This is a genomic window from Litorimonas taeanensis (genome assembly GCF_003634015.1).
GTDB classification, from domain to species: Bacteria; Pseudomonadota; Alphaproteobacteria; order Caulobacterales; family Maricaulaceae; genus Litorimonas; species Litorimonas taeanensis.
In genome coordinates this window covers 1,327,419-1,350,344 of sequence record NZ_RBII01000001.1, presented here as the reverse complement: position 1 = coordinate 1,350,344, position 22,926 = coordinate 1,327,419, and the positions used below count along the sequence as shown (strand labels likewise).

Annotated in this window: 21 protein-coding genes; 13 read left to right on the top strand and 8 right to left on the bottom strand. The window is 47.7% G+C overall.

Going from position 1 to position 22,926, the window contains the following annotated elements:
• Positions 1-381 precede the first annotated feature (381 nt).
• Positions 382-2,421 (top strand): PAS domain-containing hybrid sensor histidine kinase/response regulator, encoded by a 2,040-nt coding sequence (locus DES40_RS06195; RefSeq protein WP_121099673.1) that lies wholly within the window; start codon positions 382-384, stop codon positions 2,419-2,421.
• Positions 2,422-2,471: 50 nt separating this feature from the next.
• Here the strand turns inward: DES40_RS06195 and DES40_RS06190 are convergent, their stop codons facing one another.
• Complete coding sequence (locus DES40_RS06190) at positions 2,472-3,044, bottom strand: 1-acyl-sn-glycerol-3-phosphate acyltransferase (RefSeq protein ID WP_233345455.1); 573 nt, start codon at positions 3,042-3,044, stop codon at positions 2,472-2,474.
• Positions 3,045-3,086: 42 nt separating this feature from the next.
• Positions 3,087-3,662, bottom strand: coding sequence for a 1-acyl-sn-glycerol-3-phosphate acyltransferase (locus DES40_RS06185; protein ID WP_233345453.1), 576 nt, complete (start codon positions 3,660-3,662; stop codon positions 3,087-3,089).
• 316 nt (positions 3,663-3,978) lie between these two features.
• Here DES40_RS06185 and gatC point away from each other — a divergent pair, with 316 nt between their 5' ends.
• The 7 genes from gatC to DES40_RS06155 all read left to right on the top strand — a co-directional run bounded on the left by gatC (position 3,979) and on the right by DES40_RS06155 (position 8,992).
• Positions 3,979-4,281 (top strand): Asp-tRNA(Asn)/Glu-tRNA(Gln) amidotransferase subunit GatC, encoded by a 303-nt coding sequence (gene gatC, locus DES40_RS06180; RefSeq protein ID WP_233345452.1) that lies wholly within the window; start codon positions 3,979-3,981, stop codon positions 4,279-4,281.
• Positions 4,282-4,284: 3 nt separating this feature from the next.
• Complete coding sequence (gatA, locus tag DES40_RS06175) at positions 4,285-5,751, top strand: Asp-tRNA(Asn)/Glu-tRNA(Gln) amidotransferase subunit GatA (protein WP_121099667.1); 1,467 nt, start codon at positions 4,285-4,287, stop codon at positions 5,749-5,751.
• 3 nt (positions 5,752-5,754) lie between these two features.
• Positions 5,755-7,248 (top strand): Asp-tRNA(Asn)/Glu-tRNA(Gln) amidotransferase subunit GatB, encoded by a 1,494-nt coding sequence (gatB, locus tag DES40_RS06170; protein WP_121099665.1) that lies wholly within the window; start codon positions 5,755-5,757, stop codon positions 7,246-7,248.
• A gap of 9 nt (positions 7,249-7,257) precedes the next feature.
• Positions 7,258-7,464 carry a hypothetical protein gene (locus tag DES40_RS06165; protein WP_121099663.1) on the top strand — a complete coding sequence of 69 codons (207 nt, stop codon included), beginning with the start codon at positions 7,258-7,260 and terminating at the stop codon, positions 7,462-7,464.
• Complete coding sequence (locus DES40_RS13180; RefSeq protein ID WP_170144906.1) at positions 7,465-7,641, top strand: hypothetical protein; 177 nt, start codon at positions 7,465-7,467, stop codon at positions 7,639-7,641. It begins immediately after the preceding gene.
• Positions 7,638-8,327, top strand: coding sequence for a nitroreductase (locus DES40_RS06160; protein WP_121099661.1), 690 nt, complete (start codon positions 7,638-7,640; stop codon positions 8,325-8,327). The genes DES40_RS13180 and DES40_RS06160 overlap by 4 nt, the downstream gene beginning before the upstream one ends.
• Before the next feature lie 368 nt (positions 8,328-8,695).
• Positions 8,696-8,992 (top strand): hypothetical protein, encoded by a 297-nt coding sequence (locus DES40_RS06155; protein WP_121099659.1) that lies wholly within the window; start codon positions 8,696-8,698, stop codon positions 8,990-8,992.
• Positions 8,993-9,077: 85 nt separating this feature from the next.
• Here DES40_RS06155 and DES40_RS06150 read toward each other — a convergent pair whose 3' ends face one another.
• Entirely contained in the window at positions 9,078-10,076 is a 999-nt protein-coding gene (locus DES40_RS06150) for a polysaccharide biosynthesis/export family protein (protein WP_121099657.1), read from the bottom strand.
• A gap of 95 nt (positions 10,077-10,171) precedes the next feature.
• Between DES40_RS06150 and DES40_RS06145 the strand changes: the two genes are divergently transcribed.
• Positions 10,172-12,178: a GumC family protein gene (locus DES40_RS06145; protein ID WP_121099655.1), complete on the top strand. Its 2,007-nt coding sequence runs from the start codon at positions 10,172-10,174 to the stop codon at positions 12,176-12,178.
• A 59-nt stretch (positions 12,179-12,237) separates the two neighbouring features.
• Complete coding sequence (locus tag DES40_RS06140) at positions 12,238-12,954, top strand: P-loop NTPase family protein (protein ID WP_121099653.1); 717 nt, start codon at positions 12,238-12,240, stop codon at positions 12,952-12,954.
• Positions 12,955-12,959: 5 nt separating this feature from the next.
• Here the strand turns inward: DES40_RS06140 and DES40_RS06135 are convergent, their stop codons facing one another.
• From DES40_RS06135 to DES40_RS06115, 5 genes are read right to left on the bottom strand one after another with little or no spacing between them, the layout of a single operon-like run.
• Positions 12,960-13,898, bottom strand: coding sequence for a glycosyltransferase family 2 protein (locus tag DES40_RS06135; protein ID WP_170144905.1), 939 nt, complete (start codon positions 13,896-13,898; stop codon positions 12,960-12,962).
• Entirely contained in the window at positions 13,895-14,794 is a 900-nt protein-coding gene (locus DES40_RS06130; protein ID WP_121099649.1) for a polysaccharide deacetylase family protein, read from the bottom strand. Before DES40_RS06130 ends, DES40_RS06135 begins: the two co-directional genes overlap by 4 nt.
• Positions 14,791-15,714 carry a glycosyltransferase family 2 protein gene (locus tag DES40_RS06125; RefSeq protein WP_121099648.1) on the bottom strand — a complete coding sequence of 308 codons (924 nt, stop codon included), beginning with the start codon at positions 15,712-15,714 and terminating at the stop codon, positions 14,791-14,793. The genes DES40_RS06130 and DES40_RS06125 overlap by 4 nt, the downstream gene beginning before the upstream one ends.
• Entirely contained in the window at positions 15,707-17,218 is a 1,512-nt protein-coding gene (locus DES40_RS06120) for a lipopolysaccharide biosynthesis protein (protein ID WP_170144904.1), read from the bottom strand. The genes DES40_RS06125 and DES40_RS06120 overlap by 8 nt, the downstream gene beginning before the upstream one ends.
• A gap of 43 nt (positions 17,219-17,261) precedes the next feature.
• Positions 17,262-18,863, bottom strand: coding sequence for an exopolysaccharide biosynthesis polyprenyl glycosylphosphotransferase (locus DES40_RS06115; RefSeq protein ID WP_121099644.1), 1,602 nt, complete (start codon positions 18,861-18,863; stop codon positions 17,262-17,264).
• A 364-nt stretch (positions 18,864-19,227) separates the two neighbouring features.
• On the opposite strand from DES40_RS06115, the gene DES40_RS06110 reads away from it, so the two are divergent.
• From DES40_RS06110 to DES40_RS06100, 3 genes are read left to right on the top strand one after another with little or no spacing between them, the layout of a single operon-like run.
• Positions 19,228-20,721, top strand: coding sequence for a CoA-acylating methylmalonate-semialdehyde dehydrogenase (locus DES40_RS06110; RefSeq protein ID WP_121099642.1), 1,494 nt, complete (start codon positions 19,228-19,230; stop codon positions 20,719-20,721).
• 9 nt (positions 20,722-20,730) lie between these two features.
• Positions 20,731-21,870, top strand: coding sequence for an acyl-CoA dehydrogenase family protein (locus DES40_RS06105; protein ID WP_121099640.1), 1,140 nt, complete (start codon positions 20,731-20,733; stop codon positions 21,868-21,870).
• A 2-nt stretch (positions 21,871-21,872) separates the two neighbouring features.
• Positions 21,873-22,919 (top strand): enoyl-CoA hydratase/isomerase family protein, encoded by a 1,047-nt coding sequence (locus DES40_RS06100; RefSeq protein ID WP_121099638.1) that lies wholly within the window; start codon positions 21,873-21,875, stop codon positions 22,917-22,919.
• Positions 22,920-22,926: the final 7 nt, after the last annotated feature.

The window sequence follows — 22,926 nt, the reverse complement described above, 5'->3', positions numbered from 1 at the left end:
GGATTAGATATTGAAAAAGGTAATGATTATGGGGCTTTTGCGGCAGACTTTTGAGGACGTAAATTTAACAGAGTTTCCAAAGGGGCGGTTGATATTCAGTAATAAATTCATCGCAGCCTTCATTCCTGGGTCATTAGCCTTCTGACATGCCTGTGCCTTTACCCCGTGATTTGGCCGAGAATAGAGATTTGGCCTAGAACAGTATAAAAATCTACCATAGGTAGATAAGTCATTGATTTTATTGTATAATATTTATAATTTGGTAGTAAGTTTGGTGTTACTTCACAGTGTTGCAGGGTAACGCACATTCATTGGCTCAGCAAAATATATTCAAGAAACGTAAGGATTTACGGAGAGAATTTGTTGGACAATAGGTTAGACATGAATGTTCCGCCTAAGGACGGCGTTGATTTTTTAATCGACGTTATCAACTTGCTTCCGAGCCCCGTTTACATAAAAAATGAGAACCATGTTTGGGTTGAGGTTAATTCGGCATTTTGTGAATTCATCGGAATTCCTCGGGAACATTTAATTGGAAAGACTGATTTTGAACTGTCATCAAGTGAGAGAGCGAAAGCGTTTTGGAAAATAAATAACGCTGTTTTTGAAACTAAAAAAACGCGATCTGATATCATTAAAATGCCCATGCGAAATGGTGATGTTAAATGGATGGAATCCGTCAAATCTTACTATCAAGATAGAAGTGGTAAGGGGTATATCATCGGCATATTGACGGATATTACGGAGCTGAAAAAAAGAGAAGCGGCTCTCATTAAAGCGGAAAAGAAAGCTTTTGCTGCCTCGCAAGCTAAATCAGATTTCCTTGCTAATATGAGCCATGAAATCAGAACCCCTATGAATGGTGTTTTGGGAATGGCACAAATTCTTAAAGGGGCAGAGCTGACGGGAATGCAATCGGAATGCGTTGATGTTATAATGCGCTCTGGTGAAGCCTTGGTCACCATCATTAATGATATTCTTGATTTTTCTAAAATTGAAGCGGGCAAGTTTGAATTCGTCGAAGAGGCTTTTGACTTAAAAGAGGCTGTAGAAGATGTGGTGGCTTTGCTTGGTGTGACAGCCAATGAAAAATTAATAGAGCTTATTCTAGATTTTCAGAACCCATCTAATCGCCTCGTCTTAGGGGATAAAGGGAGGATACGCCAAGTTCTGACTAACCTTATTGGCAATGCGATTAAGTTTACACCAGAAGGCTCTGTTTTAGTCAAAATACGTATGGCCGATAGAGCGGACAGGCTTTGTGTCACGATAGATATTGAGGATACAGGCATTGGTATTGCCGAAGACCAAATAGAAAAGATTTTTGACAAGTTTTCTCAAGCAGATAACTCACGCACACGAGAATATGGAGGGACGGGGTTAGGTCTTACGATTACCAAGAGCTTGGTAGAAGCCATGCAGGGAAGCATCAGAGCCGAATCTGTTCTGGGGGAGGGCACAAAAGTTACGATAAAGGTGGGTTTAAAGGCGGGGGGCTATATAGAGGAAGTCTCATCAGAGGCTCTGAATAAAGCCTCTGAGAAAATACTCTCTGAGAAAATTCCCTCTGATAGCCGTGTTTTGATTGTGGATGATTTGGAACAAAATCTGGGTGTGCTTGAAGGGTTGCTAAATAAGTTTGGCATTAAGCCCGATAGAGCCACATCGGTTAAAGAGGCCATCAGGAAAATTAAACAGGTAAGAGCCGAGAAATCGCAATATGACTTGCTCATTACGGATTATCATATGCCAGAGGTAAATGGGTTTGATTTTGTCAAAGCGCTTCGCCAAGTCTCGATATTTGATGATCTAAAAATTCTCGTTTTATCGTCGGTCAATTCGGACGAATTACATAATCAGTTCTCTAAAATAGAGAATTGCACCTATCACCAAAAACCAGTCAGGCTGTCCCACTTAGAGGCGTCTATTCAAAAGAACTTAGTGCCTCAGACCCCTGTTAAAATGGCTACAGAAACTATCGCTTTGCCGCCTAAAAATAGCTCTATGCCGTCTAAACGTATTCTAATTGCTGAGGATGACGTAACAAATCAGCTTGTCTTGAAACGCATGCTTGAGGGGATGGGATATGAATTTGATGTCGCTAGCAATGGGCACGTGGCTTGTCAGCTCGTTCAGGCCAGCCAATATGATTTAATCCTTATGGATATTTCAATGCCGGTCATGGACGGAGTGACGGCTTTAAAGCGTATTAGAGAAATGGAGCGCGGCGGCGATTATACCCCTATCATTGCTGTCACGGCCCACGCGATGAAAAGCGAGGAACAGCGATTTATAAAAATGGGTTTTGACGATTATATTCCAAAACCCATTTTCGCTGACGTTTTAAAAGAGGTGGTCGCTCGTTCATTAGCGCCATATGAGTCGCCATATGAGTCTATGTCTCATAGGCGCGCCTCTTAAAGCTTTTTGAGGCAAGCCATTGTGTTGATTATTGCCGTTCGGGGGTTTGATTATTGCCGTTCGGGATTGACGCCGATCCATGTCTCATCGACATATTTTTTAAGCGCTTTATTATCGGTTTTCATATCACCCGTCAGCGGGAAAAGGCGGTCTAGAACGACTTTCTTATTGGGCCCATCAAAAGCACATATGAAAATCGGCACATTGGCGGCATAGGCCGCGCGAAGATAGCCTGTCTTATAGCGCTGAACTTTTGACCGGGTGCCTTCAGGGGGGAAGCCGACGCAAACTTTGTCTTCGCTCTCAAAGAGTTCGACAATTTGGGTGACGACATCATTGCCCTTGCCGCGGTCTACGGGATAGCCGCCAAGCGCGCGAAAAAGCGGCCCCATCGGCCAGAAGAACCATTCTTTCTTTATCAAAAACGTATATTTAAATCCAGATGCCAGCATGGCGAGCGAGGCCGCAATCGCGTCCCAATTAGAAGTATGTGGCACGCCAACAATGACAAATTTTGGCGTATCAGGCATTTTCCCAACAAGCTCCCACCCTGTTAGCTTTAGCCCCAAAGACCCGATAGCGCGGGTCAAGCGGTTCCCCATGCGCGGGGAGTGTTCGCTCATATGTGGATTGTCGTATTTCATGAGAAATACTCAGCGTTGTGGCTAGCCGTTTTTAGGCACGATGCCTTTAAAATTGTCGTCGAAAAATGCTTTGACCGCTGCATTGTCTTTTTCCATGTCTCCTGTCGTTTTCCAGATCTTCTCTAAAACGACTTGTTTCGTTGGTGCATTTATGCCGATTATAAAAAGAGGGACATTGGTGCCATAGGCTATACGCAGATATCCCTTTTTAAAAGAATCAACTTTTGTGCGTGTACCTTCGGGCGTGAGGCCAATCCACACATTATCATTGTTTTCGAAGTATTCAGAAATTTGCCCCACCACATCAACATCGCCGCCTCTATCAATTGGGATGCCGCCTAACGCTTTCCAAAGATTGCCCAATGGCCAAAAGAAAGCTTCTTTTTTCATCATCCACGAAAACCGTAAACCCACAGACAACATGGCGGACATAGCGAGAATAAGATCCCAATTAGACGTATGAGGCGCACCGATAATAATCAGTTTTTTCTCGTCGGGAAATGATCCTTTAATCGTCCATCCCATCATATTCATAATGGTTTGGCCTAACCACCGCGAAAAACGGTTGCCCATGCGCGGCGTAGAGGGGCTGACCACCCTATTGTCATATTTCATATATTAGATTTCATATTTAAGTTTCGTCTTCTGCTTCATCTTTCTTCTCTTCTATCTGTTATGTCCGCTTAGGGCTTATTAGACTGCTTTTGCCTGAGAGGCTAGGCTTACGCAAAAGCAGGGCGCAGCCTAGGGAGAGGGCGATGAGCGGCGCTGATAATAAATTAGATAAACAAGGCAAAATATGGCCTTAGCGCTGTGCAAGACGGCCGAAATTACAGGCTTCAATCAATCCATGACTTGCCCAGTCACATTGCCCCTGCTAACTCGCGCATTCAAACGAAAGATGGAGACTCCTGTGAGTAAGCCTGAAGGCGCCGTAAGCGCCGAAGATGTCAAGAAAATCGCCCGATTATCGCGGCTCCATGTTGAGGCGGATAGGCTTCAACCTTTGGCCGATGACCTAAATGGGATTTTGTCATGGATTGAGCAGTTAAACGAAGTGGATGTGGAAGGCGTAGAGCCGATGACATCCGCCGTGGATATGTCTGCGCCATTGAGAGCTGATGCGATCACTGATGGTGATAAGCGCGATGATGTATTGAAAAATGCGCCGAAAAAAGACGATGGCTTCTTTGTCGTCCCAAGAAGTGTGGAGTAGGGCATGAGCGAACTTACACAACTTAGCCTCTTTGATGCCCTAGACGGCATGGCGAAGGGCGATTTCACATCTGTTGAGCTGACAGAAGCTCATATCAAAGCCTGTACTGAGGGTAAAAAGCTCAACGCTTTTATCACAGACACGCATGAGCTTGCGATAGAGCAGGCCAAACAATCTGATAACCGCAGAGAGCGCGGCGAGGTCGGCCTTTTGGAAGGCGCGCCGCTTGCCGTGAAAGACTTGTTTTGTACGGACGGTGTGAAAACATGTGCGGCCTCTAAGATTTTGGGGGATTTCGAACCGACTTATGAAAGTTCCGTCACCGCCAATATGAAGGCAGACGGCATGGTCATGCTGGGCAAGTTGAACTTGGATGAATTTGCGATGGGGTCTTCGAATGAGACTTCGGCATATGGCCCAGTTATAAACCCTTGGCGTAACGAAGAAGACCTCGTGCCGGGCGGATCATCTGGGGGGTCAGCGGCGGCTGTCGCGGCAGATATGTGTCTTGGCGCAACGGCCACTGATACGGGGGGGTCAATCCGCCAACCGGCTGCCTTTACTGGGACAGTTGGGATAAAGCCAACTTATGGACGGTGTTCGCGTTGGGGTACCGTTGCTTTCGCTTCATCGCTTGACCAAGCGGGGCCGATTGCAAAGACCGTGAAAGACGCCGCGATATTGCTTGAATCCATGTCGGGATATGATGCCAAAGATTCTACCTCTTTGAATGTTGAGGTGCCGAAATGGTCGGACGCATGTGGTCAATCTGTCAAAGGCATGCGTATCGGTATTCCCAAAGAATATGCCATTGAGGGCATGCCCGATGATATCCAAGCGCTTTGGGACCAAGGTATTGAGTGGATGAAGGCCGCAGGCGCGGAAATCGTGCCAATTACATTGCCACATACGAAATACGCCTTGCCGGCTTATTATGTGGTGGCGCCCGCCGAAGCCTCTTCAAACCTCGCCCGTTATGACGGTATGCGATATGGCTTGCGTGTTGATGGCAAAGATCTGAACGATACATATGACCGCACACGGACTGCTGGCTTTGGCAAAGAAGTCCGTCGCCGTATTATGATTGGTACTTATGTTCTCTCTGCGGGCTATTATGATGCTTATTATCTTCGCGCGCAGAAAGTCCGTACGCGGATTGTCGAAGATTTTGAAAATGCGTGGCAAACATGCGATGCGATTTTAACGCCGACAGCCCCAAGCGCGGCTTTCCCCGTTGGGCGTAAAGTGACAGATCCGGTGCAAATGTATCTAAATGATATTTTCACTGTCACGACCAACCTCGCAGGATTGCCGGGTATTTCTGTCCCTGCGGGCCTCGACAAAAACGGCTTGCCATTGGGCCTCCAATTAATTGGACGCGCGCTGGACGAAGAAACCGTGTTCAAGGCCGCAAGTGCATTGGAAGACGCAGCAGGATTTAAAGCCAAACCAACAAAGTGGTGGAGCTAGAACATGTTCACAGCAGAGCGGGTCGGAGACCCTAAAGATTATATCAAAGGCGAAACGGGTGATTGGGAAATCATCATCGGGTTAGAAGTTCATGCGCAAGTGGCATCGACGTCGAAACTCTTTTCAGGTTCATCAACAGCCTATGGTTCTGAGCCAAACAGCCAAGTTTCATTAGTTGATGCGGGTATGCCAGGCATGCTCCCTGTCTTGAATGAATTTTGCGTTGAGCAAGCCGTAAAAACAGGTTTGGGCCTAAACGCGCAAATCAATTTATTCTCGCGATTTGACCGTAAAAATTACTTCTATGTCGATCTGCCGCAAGGTTATCAAATTTCTCAGTTTGAGTTCCCCATTGTCGGCGAAGGCGAAATAGAAATTTTGCCTATCGATGCTGACGGAAATGTTGGTGATGCCGTCACCGTTGGGATTGAACGCCTGCATTTGGAACAAGATGCTGGTAAGTCAGTGCATGATCTGTCGCCAGATGAAACCTATGTCGATTTAAATCGCTGTGGTGTGGCCTTGATGGAAATCGTGTCTAAACCCGATATGCGCTCGCCAGAGGAAGCCTCGGCCTATGTAGAAAAACTACGCGGTATTGTGCGGGCCCTTGGCACATGTGACGGCGATATGGAAAAAGGTAATTTACGCGCTGACGTGAATGTCTCTGTACGTAGACCTGGCGGAGAGCTTGGGACGCGCTGCGAGATTAAAAACGTGAACTCTATGCGTTTCATTCGCCAAGCCATTAATTACGAGGCCCGCCGTCATATTGAAATCATCGAAGCAGGCGGGACTATCGATCAAGAGACACGCCTGTTTGACAGTGTGAAGGGCGAAACGCGGACTATGCGGTCCAAAGAAGACGCGCATGATTATCGCTATTTCCCAGACCCTGATTTGCTCCCCTTGAAATTAGAGCAAAGCTTTGTTGACCGGATTAAATCAGAGCTTCCAGAGATGCCTGATGCGCGTAAGAGCCGTTTCATGAGCGATTACGGCTTACCCGAATATGATGCCCGTATTCTTACTGCAGAGGCGGTTAAGGCAGACTTTTACGAAAGCGTGGCCAAGGGCCGTGATGCAAAAATCGCGTCGAACTGGGTCATGGGTGAATTGTTTGGGGCGCTGAATAAAGCAAGCCTCGACCTAGAAAACAGCCCTGTCTCTGCGGATGCATTGGGTGGACTGCTTGACCGTATCGCTGATGACACAATTTCAGGTAAGATTGCCAAAGATGTGTTTGAGCGTATGTTCAATGGCGAAGGTACAGCCGATGAAATCATCGAAAAGCAAGGTCTCAAGCAAGTTACCGATACAGGCGCGATTGCGGCAATGGTGCAAAAGGTGATTGATGCTAATCCCGATCAAGCCGCGGCCGCCAAGGAAAATCCAAAGCTTGTCGGATTCTTTGTTGGGCAGGTCATGAAGGCAAGCCAAGGTAAAGCTAACCCGCAGGCCGTGAATAAGATTTTACGAGAAAAATTAGGGTTATAAGGAGCCAATATGTCAGAAACGCCAGATAATCAGCCGCCAAATTTAATTTGGGACCTTATGCGGGTTATTGGGCCTGCTGTTGTCTTTGTGGTTATCTTTTTGACATTAGCCCTCATCGTAAAAATGAATTTTTGGCTGGCCGGCGGCATTGCTTTTGCCGTCGCTTTGGCTGACTTCTTGGTATTCTCTTTTTTGAAAAAACAAGGCGGAGCTTAGATGCGCCTTCAAGAGGGCCCTGCCTTTAGCGCGTCTATCATCGCTGTTGGTGTGGGGTTCTTATTCTATAACCAAACAAAGAACTTGGCCCTTGCCCTTTTGTTAGGGCTTGGTTTGGGCCTTGCGGATTATGCGATTCTGGTCTGGATTAATTCTATCAAGAGTAAGAGAAAATGAGCCTAAACACATCTACGAGTCAAACCGTCAGCGAAGCGCTCTCTACACGTATTACCGTCAGGGACTTTTTGGACACGCCCGTTCCTAGCGCCTTACTGCGTGAAATCTTGGAAAAGGCTATGCGTAGCCCGTCTGGCGGCAATCTCCAGCCGTGGAAGCTCCATGTTATGACTGGCGATACATTGGCCGAATTCAAAAAGCGCGCAACCGAGCGTACTTTAGCTGGAAAAACCGAAGAGCCAACTTATCCCGCTTATCCGTCTCCGTTGTGGGAGCCTCAACGCTCTTGGCGCTATAAGCTTGGCGAAGATATGTATAAACTGATCGGTATTGCGAAAGACGATAAAATGGCTCGTTTGGCTTGGCTGGCGCGAAACGCCGATTTTTTCAATGCGCCTGTCGGGATTATCATCACGGGGAATAAAAAGCTCAATATGCCGCAATATATGGATATTGGGATATTATTACAGTCATTAATGCTGTTGGCGCGTGAAGCAGGTCTGCATACAGCGCCGCAGGGGTGGTGGCGGAATTGGTCTTCTGTCTGCCATGAAATCTTGACCATTCCAGACGAAGAAGAAGTTCTGGTTGGTATGGCGATGGGATATGGAAATCCGGATAAGGCCGTCAATTCCCTCTATGCTGATAGGGCAGAGCTTGACCAAGTAAGCCAATTTTATGATTAGTACTTGAAAGTTCAAATAAATCGTTATCAAAATCCATTTTTTTCAAAGAAAAGTGGATTTTTTTTTGGCTCTTTCCAATCTTGGCATACTTGAAAAATACTTGTTTGTTTGGGTTTTAAATTGACAGTATACTTGATGTAATAATATTTTAATCTAAGTATAACTTAAAAGTAACTCATATTTACTTGTTTTAACTAAGATAAACCATGATTAACCCTGTTCCTTGTTAACTGTATATTTATCCTGTGAAGTAAAAGTCTAATCACAGTCTGAGAGACACAGGAAAACTGGCCTCAGACAGTGCTTTAGGAAAAGGGTCTCCGAACTCCTGAAGGTTTTAGGTGAAAACAAGAAATAGGGAGGTCAAGATGGCCTTTACAACAATTGAAGTACAAGAAGCCGAGCAGGCGATTGCCGTTCAAGCCAACTCAGATGACATGTTTCGTTTGGGCCTGATCTACTCAACAGATGTAGAAGATAGAGGACCGGATTTCGTTGAAGCGCATAAATGGTTCAGCCTTGCGGCCATGATGGGTTCATCGCCGGCCAAAGCCTATCAGGCAGAATTAAAGCGTGAAATGAGCCAAGAGGACGTCACATTGGCGCTCAAAGCGGCGCGAGGTTGGTTAGCTGAAAACCGCCAAATAGTTTCAAAAGCGGCTTAGTTTTAGATAAGCAAAAGGCCGCTTGATGCGGCCTTGAATGAATAAGTTGGTCTTTCGCGATTTATAGCGCGATATCTGGCGCGATTTATGGCGAAATGACTGTTGTCCCGCCGCCATTATTACCGAATTGGTAGCTCAGATTAAAGTCCACAGGCAGGGCGCCTCTTAGGTTCTGCATAAAGGTTCCGACCTCGGCGATACTGGACTGAGGCACATAGACGATATCGCCGCGACGTAGCTGCATATTATCATTATATTCAATAATATTGCGAAGTCCGTTGCGAATATTGACCGTCCGCATCATCATGCCGCCATTTGGGGCGCGCCGTAAAATGGCGACCTGAGAGGTTTTAGCCGTAGGCCGCATGCCGCCTGCCATAAAGATAGCTTCAATCGCGCCAATTTTACCCGGAATAGTGAAGGTGCCAGGCTGTCCGACTTCACCGCCCACAAAGATTTGCTGCGGCGCATAAGAGCGCGGCGTGACCGCCACTGTGGGATCTCGTAATTGCTTCGAGAGCTCAGCCCGCAATAGCCCTTGTAATTGTGTAAAGCTCCGACCTGCGGCCATAATCGGCTTGCTCATAGGCATGACAACCCGCCCATCAGGGCCTACTGTCAAAGTGCGCGATAATTCAGGGGCAGAGGATACAACGATATCAAGCTGATCATCTGGTTGGATAAGATATTCGGGTTCGTAATCGACCCATTGTTGGAACAAGGCTGGGCGCGTCATTGTATGCGCGGCATAGCTCTGTGGATGGCCTTGCATCGGATAGGAACTGCCATAAACGAAAGGCGTGGCCATGCGTCCAGGGTAGCCCTGATACGGCATGCCATATGTTTTAGACCCTGTATTTTTTTTTGTGAGACGCCCCATTAATCCGCCATTTCGCACCTTATTTAGCGATTGAGCCTGCATCATGGGAACTGTTTTACCATAAGGTGTAAACTGATTTGCTGTGTTTACAGTCATTGGCCCCGCTGGTGAATAGCGAGATTGCGCCTCTGATTCGGCGGCGTTGGTAAAAATGAGGGCGCCTGAAACCACCATTAAACCTAATAATTTTGATGATTTTTGCATAAAATACTCAATATCCGACTTTTTCTGCCGTTACGTTCACTTTTTTCAATTCTTAACAAGAATGGATAAGGAAATATTAAAATTTACAAGGCTTTATGGTTAACGAATCGCAACAAGGATTATCTATGCCTCTGTTTGGCCTTAGAAATAGACTTAGAAATGCTGGAGCCAAGAGAGCGGTCTTAGCCTCTGGTGGAACCGTAGACACGGAAAACTATGGCGCTAAAGGCGGTCATGACTTGACCGTCCGCGACTATGCGCAGGGTGTTCCTAATATTCGTCTCTCCGAAGCGGTGAAGTCATTTGGTCGACAATTGAAATGGTTGATTCCGCTATTGCTCATCGGGATGATAGTGGCGTGGTTTGCGACGAATAAGTTCAAACGCACCTATACCGCGCATGGTAGCTTGATGGTGCAGCTTGGTGATGAATATGTGTATCAGCCCATCGGAAGCCAGGCGGCGCAAAACGGTCTACAATTAACGCCAGATACCATTATCTTAACCGAAGTCGGTATTATCAAAAATTCAGAAGTGATTGATGCTGTCATTGGCCAAATGACATCAACGCCTTCGGATAGTATGCGTTTTGACAAAACGGCCGAGGAAAGCATTCGCGCCGCAGGGAATAATCAAGCCGCAATCAGAGAGGCGCAAATGGAGCGCCGTAAGCGGGTTGAATCGTCTTTTGTGGTTATGCCGCAGCCAAAATCTTCGATTATCAACTTGGCCTATAAGCATTCTGATCCTGCCGTAGCGGTTGAGGCCCTCAACGCCTTTATCGATGAATATAAAGTCTTTAGACGGTCTGTCTTTGTAGAAGGCTCTTCTGACCTCATTGGTCAACGCCGTGTAGCGACCGAAGAACAGCTGACGGAAAATGAGAAGATGATTGCGCAATTTTTAAAGCGTAACAACATTTCTGATTTCGCTTCAGAGCAAGAGGGCGTTCAAAAACGGACGGAAGAGCTTAAGGAAATGCTCAATAAAACCCGCGCCGAAATCGCAGAGACCGAAGCGGCTTTGGCCAAGGTCGAAGACCAGTTGCGATCAACCCCGGCTATGATTGATTTATATCGTGATGACCGCGCTTCGCAGCGTATTGCACAGGCCGAACTTGAATTAGGGCAGTTACTGGCAAAATATCTCCCGAATAGTGACCCCGTTCGTCAAAAGCGCGAAGAGCTAGAACAGTTACGGTCGGTTCAATCTGGCTATAATGGTCAAGCAACAGGGGGGCGCCGCGTCGGCCCCAATCCTGTGCATCAAGATATTATGAAAAGCCGAAATACATTACAGGCGTCTGCAGATTCTTTGCGCGAAAAAGAATTTACTCTGCAGCGTCAACTTAACAGCGCCGATGGCAAAGTTCGCCAATTAACGCAGTTAACGCCGCAATATCAAAATCTTGTCCGTGAACGCAAAACGCTCTCTGAGCGCTTGGCGACATATAATGCACGTGAGCAGGAAGCCTTAATCAATCAGGCACAAGCGGCGGCCAATAATGAAAATGTTCGTGAGATTTCACGGGCGCGCTATGCCTTAAAGGGGCAAAATACCCGAATGCTTATGTTCGCCTTGGCGACATTATTTTGGGGCTTTGCTCTGCTTATGGTGGCCTTGGCACGTGTTTTCCTTGACCCCAGACTCTTTGTGTCAGCGCGGATTAGCCCGCCAGCCTCTGGCCAGACAGTGGGCGGAGGTGCCTATATCCCTGAAGCCGTCGCAGAGCCGCGGTTTGCGCCAACAGAGTATCAGCCTGCGGCGCACTATCAGCCTGTGCAATATCAACAAGACTACGCTGCGCCGCATCAAGAGCCATATTATGCGCAACAGGCCGCTGGCGGTGGACAGGCACAACCCTATGCTGCGCCTTCCCAAGCAGATACCTCTTCTGGGCCTTTATCTGGCCCCGTTGAATGGACGCCCCAAGTACAGAACGGCCCATATGTGGCGCCGCAGGGGAGTTCAGCGGCTTTGGACCCCTATGCAAATCCATATGATGCTCCCTATTCTGGGCAGAACCCGCAATTGCAGGGGCAGACTTCCAGTGATATGAACGTGCTAGGAACGCTTCCGCCGAATTCAAATCCGCAAAGTTAATAAGCCGAGGTTAAGTCTGACGCTTTGTAAGCAAGGGTTTATCTTTAGGGCTTAACTTTATGGACAATAGGACGAACCCTTCGTCACAAGCCGCAAGCTCTGTTTTGAAACAGGTCTTGCAAGGCATTCAATCCTCGCCGCGTCCTGATGGCCTTGGAAAAATTATACAAGTTTGCGCCGCCAATCCCAAAATGGGTACAAGTTTCGTCGCGCGAAACCTCGCCGAACTTGCCGCTGCAAATTCGGGATATGATGAAAAACGCGTGGGCCTGTTTGATTGTGATTTACAGCAGCAAGATCAAACGGGGTTCTTTTTTGCGCCGCACCGCGCCGTTGATATGCAAGGCCCCTATGACGTTAGATTTGGCGGCTCTGGGTTTTGGGCCGTCCAAACCCCAACGGGTCAATATAAAGACATGCCAAATTTATGCGGCATTTTCATAAATGCGAAATCAGGCCTCGCCTTTACCACATTATTCTGGGATCAATTGCAGGCAGGAGACCAGCTACAGTTTTTCGTAAATGATGCCTATTGGATGCATTTACGGTCTCAGTTTTCTTATATTTTTGTCGATATGCCTGCATTTGATAGATCGCAAGATTGTCTTGCGCTTGCGCCGCATTGCGACGGGACAATTATTGTGGCGTTGGCCGATGAAGCAGAAGACCCGCTACACCGGCAAATGCGCGATAGAATTATTCAGACTGGGGGGCGTTATGAGGGGCTTATCCTAAATGGGGGGTCTCCGATACAGGCTCTAAAGGGGGCCGGGTAAAGCCTTTAATTGCCATAGAGTTTGGGCGAGAACGCTTTGAACCAAAAGATTTTACCCAGACCTTGTGCAAATTTCGCCAGAGATAAAACGCGCTTTGGCGAGAGAGTCATCGCGTCCCAAGCCAGCCTAGGGATAGATAAGAGAGACTGGGCGCCGCCTACAGCCATCCAAAATAAAACTCGCGGAAAGCCTTTGAAACCCGCTTCGCTGGCTTCTTGGCTTGGGCTTTGCCCAAAAGCAAAATTGCGTTGCCATATATAATGGAAGGTAGCGCGTTTTTCTGGAACATGTTCCAAACATTTTGCCTCATTTATCCAAACGGCTTTTGCCCCTTTTGAAATCACATGTCTGAATAAGGCGTCATCTTCGCCGCCTGTCTGATTCAGCGAGACGTCAAATGCAGGGCTGGGCATATCGCAACGGCCCAAATCGACAAGACAGCCGCCCGTTGCAACGCCTTCGTCAATATAGCCCGTTACCGAATGTGGGAGGCGATCAAAAGCAGGGGCCATGAAAGGATATATGGCTTTGCCCGTTGGCATAACTGCGGTCACGGGCCCAAAGACTAATCCTGCATCATAGGACTCGCAGGCGCTTAACATGGCTGACACCCAGCCCGGGAGCGCTTCCATGTCATCGTCCAAAAAGGCAATATATCGACCGCGTGCTTTGCTCAGAGCGGTGTTGCGTGCATTGGATACACCGGGATTAGGCTCATGAATATAATGCGCGTCGGCTTGCGTGTTTTCTATAAATTCCGCTACGGCCTCTTTTGCAGAAGCGGCGGGGTCATTATCGGTGATAACAATTTCGCAGAGTGGCAGAGCTATCGCTTCGGCTTCGACGCTTTTAAGGGCGCGGATGATATCGTCTGGTCTTTTATAGGTTGGAATGACAATAGATACGCCAGTTTCAGTCCATGAAGCGTGTGATGTAATCGTCATGATTGATCCTCCTGCCATTTATTGTCTTGGAGAGTGTCACCCTTAAAGTATTCACCTTTAAAATTTTTACTCTTGAGGTTTTCAGCAAAGGCGTTGTGACTTTCAACTGCGTCCAAAGCCTCACTTACGGGGAGAACCTCAGCGCCAATTGCTTCAACGTCATCTAAAATGGCTTGGAAGTCTTTGGGTGTGCAGCCAAATTCACTGGGGCTCTTACGCACATCATGTGTAAAGAGTATTAGCCATGACGGTTTGGACTTCAGGGCGCGAATAGCCTGACGGCAAGCCACGAAATCTGCCCCCGAATATAAGCGTTGTGAAGCCGCCTGATTTAAATCGAGGGCGTGCGTTTGTTTTGGCGAATGAATACCGCGTAAGAGATCAAATCGTTCAGACAAGACTGATTTTGCAGCGAAATTGACTTCACCATAAGGGTAAGCAAAGCTCCGCGCTGGCGGTAATCCGAGCGCCTGAAAGGCGGCTTTGTTCTTATCAATATCTCTTTGGAATTCATCCAGTGAAACTTGGTTCGCATCAAGGTGAGAATAGGTGTGATCAGCAATTTCATGTCCCGCCTGATGGGCGTGTTGCATTTCCGTTCGGCTCATGTGACGGCCAAGATGGTTAGTCGTTTCGCACAACCCCATGGCGGCATATATTGTGCCGCGCCAGTTGCGCTCTTCCATGGCGGGAAGTGCATTAAGAAAAACAGATTGCGGACAATCATCAAAAGAAAAGCTGACGATAGGTTTTTCCGTGCGAATATTCAGAACCTCGCGTTTACGATATCGGACAAGACGTCGATCCAATTTTGCGCGTAAAGACTGTGAAGGGTTGTAAATATTAAAGTCTGAAGCTTGGAAGTTATTTGTAGAATTTATAGCCGCGCTGTTCATGAGAGCGCCTCTGCGTACCAAGAGGCCCTCCACAGTTTCAAGGCAATTAAACGCGCCTTGATAGGGAAGGGCAGCTTTACAATTAATTTTAAGAACGGACGAATGAGTTTTTGTCCCGGTATTGATTTCAACTTATTTGAGAGCTGGAATAGCGTGAGGGTTTTTGCGAGCTCGGGGTGTTTCTGGGTGAAACGCGCATAATTCGCCCCGCTTGATGAAAAGCGATTAAGCAAGGTGTCTGTGCTTTCTAGGCCCAAATGCAAAGCAGGATTGTCGACATGGAGGAGGGTATGTTTCGACGCAATGCGGGCGGCCCATTCACTGTCTTCCCAGCCCCAGCCTTGGAAACCGTCATCAAAGGGATTGTCTTCTATAACGGATTTACGAATACACAAATTGGATGAGGCCACAAATTGCGGCCCTGCGGCTTGGCGTTCATGTAAAGGCAGGCAATCAGATACAGCCGATAGCGCGCGGTGAAGCTCGCCTGATTTATTTTGACTTTTGGCTTCGACTGTAAAGCCGCCAAAGAATACATCCGCCATATTGGCTTCGATAAGAGAGAGGTAATTCTCTAGGAAATTATCCTTCACGGGCCGCATGTCAGCATCTAGAAATAATATCCAATCGGCTTTTGAGGCGGATTGTAAATGATTGCGAGCTTTGGCTCTGCCTTGGTTTAGGGCTAGCGTGATAAGTGTGCAAGCGGGTTTGCAATCCATAACGGCTTGGGATGTTTTAGCCGTTAAATCCGCATCGCCTGTTCCATCATCCACAAGGATAATCTCAACATGTTGAGAGAGGTTTTGCGCGGATAAGGCGTTTATCAATGCACTCGCATCGTCTTTGTAGAACGGTATTAATACGGACAGGCGAGGCGTGGCGCCGTTTGCGGCAGTATTGCAAATAATCTTATTCATAAACCGCCCCCTCTATGTCATTCGCGCCCTTTATGTCACCCGCAGAGTCATTGTTGCGAGTTGGACTAAATTTAGTGCGCAGAAGCTGGGCAAGGTTTCGGCAATTCGCAATATTCATGACCCAGCAAGCAAAGCCGTAAACAAAGGCGCCCCATCCGGCTTTTAAAATCAAGCGGACAGCGTCAGGCCAAGCCTCTGGCCAAGGCATAGTCAGAACTGAAATTGACATTAACCCACAGGCAACAGAGATTTGGCCAAGGGCTTTTATCGGCAGGGGCAAAGGGTAATGCCGTCTGGCAATAATCATAGATAAAACAGCGCCCAAGCTATAGGCCGCGACCGTGGCGTAAACAGCTCCCATCAATCCATAAAGAGGGATGAGCCAAAGATTGAGCCCGATATTCATGATAAAGGGCGGCAGCATAACCCAAGCGAAAGATTTGGTTGCGCCTGATAGCATGAAAGCTCTTTGGACATAGTAATTGATAAAACCGTTCAGCACACCAGCAAAGGCGATAAGGGGCATGACGGTTACGGCATTATCACGAACGGATTCTCCCATGATAAATCCTGCATCTTTGGCGACCAAGGCGATCCCTGTTGCTGCGGGTAGGGCAATCAAAAGCAGTGTTGCCCCGTAATCACGCATGATGGATTTAGAGTTCTCTGCGCCGTCTTGTTCAAAAGCGCTGACGGCCAGCGGCGTGACCGCCATTGCGAGCCAGACGAATATGATTTCAAGACTGCGATTTGCCAAATTATATCCGGCATTATATTCACCGGCGGAGGCTTCTCCCATATATCCCGCAATTAAATAAACATCAGCGGAGTTAAGGGCGTAAGATAATAATAAAGATAGGCTGATAGGAAGGGCGTAAGCCGCGTAATCTTTTGTTTTTACACGACTAAATTTACCGCCTTTCATTTTAGGTAGCATGAATAACAGGTCGAATATCAGAACAAAGGACACACCAATCATGATGCCGATAAAGGGGGCAATCTCTCGTAAAGGCGTCGTTAGTATCAGGATAATACCAAGGCTAAAGCTCAATAAGGTTTGAAAGGAAAAGCTGAGGGAATAACGCTTGATACGGTGAGAGGCTCTATGGGCTTCCATGCCGATATTGAAAAACACCTGAATACAGGTTGAGGCCAGAGCAAAGCCTATAACCGTTTTCATGGGGCCCGTGAGCGGGATGAAATAATAAAACACGGCGAAAAACAAACTCGCAAACAGACACATTCCTGCGCCAAGGCTGTAGAGCGTTTTTAAGTGATGGGCGACGTCGCCTTCTTTTTCGGCGCGAGCTTGGAAGCGTGCCATCGCGGCTTCAATCCATGTAAATATAGCCATATGGGCAAATTGCATAGTGATAATTGCCACGGCATAGCGCCCAAACTCTGCCGCAGACAGAAGGCGCGTCAAGATCACAACCGTACCAAAACTCACGACAATATTCGCAAGATTGACCGGTATATAGGCGAGCATGGAACGCCCAATCATGAGCGTTTGCCTTGGCATTTATGACGGTTGCGTTGAATCATAATTATCGAATTGAGTCCTTGTCACCCAATAATACGGGTAAGGTCATCAACATAATATAAAGGTCAAAGAAGAAACCACTGCGTTCGATATAATCGACATCAAGTTTAACGCGCGTAGCAATATCCTCGGCCGTTTCAAGCGCGCCGCGAGAGCCATTTATCTGTGCCCAACCCGTCATGCCGGGTTTGACTTTGTGGCGGTGAGCATATTCTTCAACCAATTCCATACTGTCTTTGCCATTTGTGCGCATGCCAACAGCATGAGGGCGCGGCCCCACCAAAGACATTTCACCTTTTAATACGTTTAAAAGCTGCGGTAATTCATCCAAAGACGTCTTACGGATGAAACGGCCTAGCTTGGTGACGCGGTCATCCCCATGGGTGACTTGGCGTTCCGCTTTTAAATCCTCTGACTCTTTTTTCATCGACCGAAATTTATAAACATAGAAGATACGGTTATTAAATCCGTGGCGTTGTTGTTTGAAAATAACAGGGCCGGGACTGTCGATTTTTATCATGATAGAAATCAAGAGCAAAATAGGGGCCCCTAATACCAAAGCAATCGAAGACAGGGCGATATCTGTCACGCGTTTGAGCGCGGTGTGCCGGCCTGATTTTGGGCTGCCTGTTACATCACGCAGGCTAACTTCTGCGATTTCTGAAACGCGCTGACGCACGTGATTAAGCGTTTCAAACTCATCAACCACAAAAGCAATGCGGTTGGGTAGCAAACGCACTTGCTCAACAAAGGCCTGTTTCCGTTTAGCCGCCATAGACGGCAGGGTCACAACAATACGATTGATGAATGGCAGCTTATCCCACGCCAGAAGATCTTCGACTTTGCCGACAACAGGCACGCCGTGAATATCATGCGGCGCACGGGCGATGCGGTCATCAAATATAGCCAGAATGTTCAATTCTTTGGTGCGAGCGTTTTCTTCGATGATGCGCCGCGCAGATTCCGTTGCGCCGAGCATAACAATCGTTGGGGCCAGTGCATGGTTTTCATGCAGTCGCCGTATATGCATATAATAAAGCGTATGCAGGGCCAAGAGAACGCCCGTGGCAAGCAAACCTGATTTCGCCAACGTGTCTGGAAGGAAGCTATCAGGACGCAGAATTAACGCTATTGTCAACCAGACACCTAAAGCTCCTGTCGAAGCCAGAGCCACGGTTTTCATATGGTCAAGATATCGTTCTGTTGGCTTGAAACTATGCGCGCGGTTTAAAATCAAAAGGCCAATAAAGAAAAGACTGCCTAACGTCGCGGCGGCAATCGGGGCAATAATGCCATTATTATTGGCACCAATATATCCGTTCCATATGCCCACTGTGATAACATAAATCACAGCGAAGGCATCAAGACTGCGCATAACGAAACGCCAAGCGCTGAGGTTGGATTGTTTCTCAGTCACTTTAATATCTGTAACGGATTTACGGCGTCTACGGCGATCGGGCATTGACGGTAGAGGCGCCTGTTGGCCTGTTCGCTTCTCATCTTCTTTACGGACAGACGCTCGTGGAGCGCTCATGGCAGAGGTCAATTCGGCGCGTAACTGCGCTGTATCTGTATAGGTGTCTGCTTGTTTTTTCTTTGCTGACATCTTTCTCACTTTCCATCGATTACTTGATATGAACCCCAAGATTGTCCCATTTCGGACAGAGGGCCGTATCCATGCGGTATTCGAGCCACACACTTTCTTATGTTATAAAGGTGACCAATTCGCGGGGATTTAGGGTTAATGTCGAATTAAATAGTATTTTGAATTGAGACGGGCCAAGTTCGGATGAGAGTGATTTTTAGGAATGAACGCTCAGAACTGAAGATTTTAGATTGTACTAATTTTGCTATATTTTATGAATTATTGAAAAGTTATTCTATCATTTCTTTTAATTCTGCTAAATTACTATGTTAAACTTCAATAATAGCGTCTAAGTTACCCAAAATAAAAAATGAGGAAAGAGTTGATGAACGTAATCGGGCATTTTGTAGATGGTAAACGCGTCGCGGGGACCTCTGGTAGAACCAAAGATATATTTAATCCCAATACAGGACAGGTGCAGAGCCAAGTGTCTATGGCGACGCCAGCCGAACTTGATGCGGCTGTGGCCTCTTCCGAGAAGGCTCAAATTGCTTGGGCTAACACAAACCCGCAAAAACGCTCTCGCATACTTTTTGCCTATAAACAGCTGGTAGAGGCGAATATGGATGACCTCGCGGCCATGCTGTCTTCTGAGCATGGTAAGGTGCTGGCAGATAGCCGCGGCGATGTTATTCGCGGCGTGGATGTTATTGAATTTGCCTGCGGTATTCCGCATGGCCAAAAGGGCGAGCACACTTACGGCGCGGGTCCAGAGATTGATGTTTACTCTATGCGTAAGCCGCTGGGCGTTGTGGCAGGCATTACGCCATTTAACTTTCCTGCGATGATTCCAATGTGGATGTTCGGCATGGCTATCGCAACAGGCAATGCCTGTATTTTAAAGCCTTCAGAAAAAGATCCCTCTGTACCGATGCGCCTTGCAGAGCTTTTTGTCGAAGCGGGCGGCCCGATTGGCCTCTTGCAGTGCATTAATGGCGACAAAGAAATCGTGGATGCGATTTGCGATCATCCGACGATCAAAGCGGTCAGCTTTGTTGGTTCATCGGACATTGCGCAATATGTATATGCGCGCGCAACAGCCAATGGAAAACGCGCGCAATGTATGGGCGGGGCAAAGAACCACGGCATCATCATGCCAGATGCCAATATGGATCAAGCCGTGAAAGATATTCTGGGGGCGGCCTTTGGCTCCGCAGGCGAACGCTGCATGGCTTTGCCTGTTGTCGTACCCGTAGGCGAAGGCACAGCCGAGCGTTTCTTAGAAAAAATGCTCCCTGCAATTGAGGCCATGAAAGTGGGCGTGTCCGAAGACCCAGAGGCAGATTACGGCCCTGTTGTCACAGGCGTGCATAAAGAGAGTATCAAGGCACAAGTAACAAAAGCGGTTGAAGAGGGGGCAGACCTTCTGGTTGATGGGCGTGATTTCTCTCTTCAAGGGTATGAGGATGGTTTCTTTATTGGACCTTCTTTACTCGATAATGTCACAGCAGACATGGAAACCTACCAAGACGAGATTTTCGGCCCTGTCTTGCAAATTGTCCGCGCAAATAGCTTTGAAGAAGCGCTTAAGCTGCCGTCTGAGCATCAATATGGCAATGGCGTTGCAATCTTTACGCAAAATGGTCGCGCCGCTCGTGAATTTGCGGATCGGGTAGAGGTCGGTATGGTTGGCATTAATGTGCCCATCCCTGTGCCTGTGGCGTATCATAGCTTTGGCGGTTGGAAACGCTCTGCCTTTGGCGATGCAAACCAATACGGAATGGAGGGCTTACGCTTTTATACGAAAGTCAAGACGGTCACACAAAGATGGCCGGAAGGCGAGACAGAAGATAGCGCCTTTATTATCCCGACATTTTAGGAGGGCCTCTTGGACTTTCAACTTACTGAAGAGCAGACCCTTATTCAGGATATGGCGCGGCAGTTTTCTGATGCGGAACTCGCGCCGCATTCTGCGATGTGGGATGAAGAAAAATTTCTTGATCGCGCCGTCTTTAAAAAATCCGCAGAGCTTGGCTTTATGGGTATCTATACAGGCGAAGAACATGGCGGAACGGCGTTATCGCGTCTGGATTCTGCGCTGGTCTTTGAACAGCTTGCGCGGGGGGATGTCTCTCATACGGCGATGATGACCATTCATAATATGGCGACATGGATGATTGACCGTTACGGCGATGCAGACTTACGCGCTAAATATGTACCGCGCCTGACGGCCGGAGACTTAATTGCCTCCTATTGTTTGACCGAGCCCGGATCGGGATCAGATGCGGCGTCTTTATCAACCAAGGCGGTTCGCGATGGTGATGACTATATTCTCAACGGGACAAAAACCTTTATCTCAGGGGCAGGGTGGTCAGATGTTTATGTCGTTATGGCCCGAACATCAGATGATGGCGCGCGTGGCGTTTCGACATTCGTTATTGAAAAGGATTCCCCTGGATTATCATTCGGAGCGAATGAGAAGAAAATGGGATGGAATGCCCAGCCCACGGCGCAAGTGATTATGGAAGATTGCCGTATTCCAGCCAGTAACCGCGTCGGTGCAGAAGGAGACGGCTTTAAATTTGCCATGAGCGGCCTTGATGGTGGGCGTATTAATATCGGTTGTTGTTCGCTGGGCGGCGCGCAAAAGGCGCTCGATGCGACCTTGAACTACACCAAAGAGCGCAAACAATTTGGCAAATCCGTTTCCGATTTTCAAAATACGCAGTTTATGCTCGCGGATATGGCGACAGAACTCGAAGCTTCCCGTGTTATGATTTATCGCGGCGCAGATATGATTGATAAACAAGTCCCAAATGCAGGCGCGGCTTGCGCTATGGCCAAACGTTTTGCCACAGATATGTGTAGCAAAATCGCGAATGATGCGCTTCAACTTCACGGGGGGTATGGCTACCTTAAAGACTATCCGATTGAACAAATTGTACGGGATTTACGCGTGCACCAAATTCTTGAAGGCACAAATCAAATCATGCGCGTTATCGTAAGCCGTAGTTTGCTGAGACAATAATTATGACCGATCAAATCATCTCTCATGTCCGAGGAAATTTGGGACACATAACGCTTAACCGCCCTAAAGCGCTTAACGCGCTAACGCTTGATATGTGTGTGGAACTAACGCGGCTGTTATTGGCTTGGGAAAAAGACGATACTATCGGTGCTGTCCTTATTGACGGTGCGGGAGACCGCGCTTTTTGCGCGGGAGGTGACGTTATTCTTTTGCATGATAGCGGCAAAGCAGGCGACGATCGCGCCGAACAATTCTGGCGTACTGAATATGCTTTGAACGAATTAATTCATCGCTATTCAAAACCTTATATCACACTGATTGATGGTTTTGTTATGGGCGGCGGCGTCGGATTATCTGTGCATGGACAATACAGAATTGCGGGTGACAACACACTCTTCGCGATGCCCGAAACGGGGATAGGTTATTTTCCTGATGTTGGCGGCACTTATTTTCTGCCTCGCCTAGGTATGGATGTTGGGCAGTGGCTTGGCTTAACAGGGGCGCGGCTCAATACCGCGCAATCGCTTGAGCTTGGCGTAGCGAATGGTTTTATTCCCACTGAGAAGCATGAATGGTTTATCAAGGCGCTTTCTGAAGCGGCTTTGGACGGCTCTGATGAAGCCGTAATTTCTGTGATGGATAAGTTCCAAGAGGCCGGCCCTATGGATTCAGACCTGCCTGGCGCCCTTGCGGCATTTAACGAAAAAGACGTGCCCTCTATTTTACGGGCTCTAGACGGAATGGACGGAGAATGGGCCGCGAAACAGGCGGCGACGATCCGCAAGAAAAGCCCTTTGGCTCTGTCAGTGACCTTTGAGGCAATTAAGCGCGGGCTCGATTTGGATTTCCGTACGGCGATGACGCAAGAGCTCGATTTGTCTTTGAACTTCCTGAAAACACAGGATTTCTATGAGGGTATTCGCGCGCAATTAATTGACAAAGATAGAAATCCAAAATGGTCGCATGATAGCGTAGAGACTGTCAGTTCTGAGCAAGTTGAACGCCTCTTTCGTCAAACCGCTGATCCGCGCCAAGCCTTTTTAGATTAGGAACCGA

Coding starts and splice junctions, on each gene's coding strand:
- DES40_RS06160 (WP_121099661.1), top strand. CDS start 7,638: ATGAGCCTAAACACATCTACGAGTCAAACCGTCAGCGAAGCGCTCTCT.
- DES40_RS06150 (WP_121099657.1), bottom strand. CDS start 10,076: ATGCAAAAATCATCAAAATTATTAGGTTTAATGGTGGTTTCAGGCGCC.
- gatA (WP_121099667.1), top strand. CDS start 4,285: ATGAGCGAACTTACACAACTTAGCCTCTTTGATGCCCTAGACGGCATG.
- DES40_RS06130 (WP_121099649.1), bottom strand. CDS start 14,794: ATGAACAGCGCGGCTATAAATTCTACAAATAACTTCCAAGCTTCAGAC.
- DES40_RS06195 (WP_121099673.1), top strand. CDS start 382: ATGAATGTTCCGCCTAAGGACGGCGTTGATTTTTTAATCGACGTTATC.
- DES40_RS06125 (WP_121099648.1), bottom strand. CDS start 15,714: ATGAATAAGATTATTTGCAATACTGCCGCAAACGGCGCCACGCCTCGC.
- DES40_RS06110 (WP_121099642.1), top strand. CDS start 19,228: ATGAACGTAATCGGGCATTTTGTAGATGGTAAACGCGTCGCGGGGACC.
- DES40_RS06115 (WP_121099644.1), bottom strand. CDS start 18,863: ATGTCAGCAAAGAAAAAACAAGCAGACACCTATACAGATACAGCGCAG.
- DES40_RS06100 (WP_121099638.1), top strand. CDS start 21,873: ATGACCGATCAAATCATCTCTCATGTCCGAGGAAATTTGGGACACATA.
- DES40_RS06140 (WP_121099653.1), top strand. CDS start 12,238: ATGGACAATAGGACGAACCCTTCGTCACAAGCCGCAAGCTCTGTTTTG.
- DES40_RS06190 (WP_233345455.1), bottom strand. CDS start 3,044: ATGAGCGAACACTCCCCGCGCATGGGGAACCGCTTGACCCGCGCTATC.
- DES40_RS06155 (WP_121099659.1), top strand. CDS start 8,696: ATGGCCTTTACAACAATTGAAGTACAAGAAGCCGAGCAGGCGATTGCC.
- gatB (WP_121099665.1), top strand. CDS start 5,755: ATGTTCACAGCAGAGCGGGTCGGAGACCCTAAAGATTATATCAAAGGC.
- DES40_RS06165 (WP_121099663.1), top strand. CDS start 7,258: ATGTCAGAAACGCCAGATAATCAGCCGCCAAATTTAATTTGGGACCTT.
- DES40_RS06120 (WP_170144904.1), bottom strand. CDS start 17,218: ATGATTGGGCGTTCCATGCTCGCCTATATACCGGTCAATCTTGCGAAT.
- DES40_RS06135 (WP_170144905.1), bottom strand. CDS start 13,898: ATGACGATTACATCACACGCTTCATGGACTGAAACTGGCGTATCTATT.
- DES40_RS13180 (WP_170144906.1), top strand. CDS start 7,465: ATGCGCCTTCAAGAGGGCCCTGCCTTTAGCGCGTCTATCATCGCTGTT.
- DES40_RS06145 (WP_121099655.1), top strand. CDS start 10,172: ATGGTTAACGAATCGCAACAAGGATTATCTATGCCTCTGTTTGGCCTT.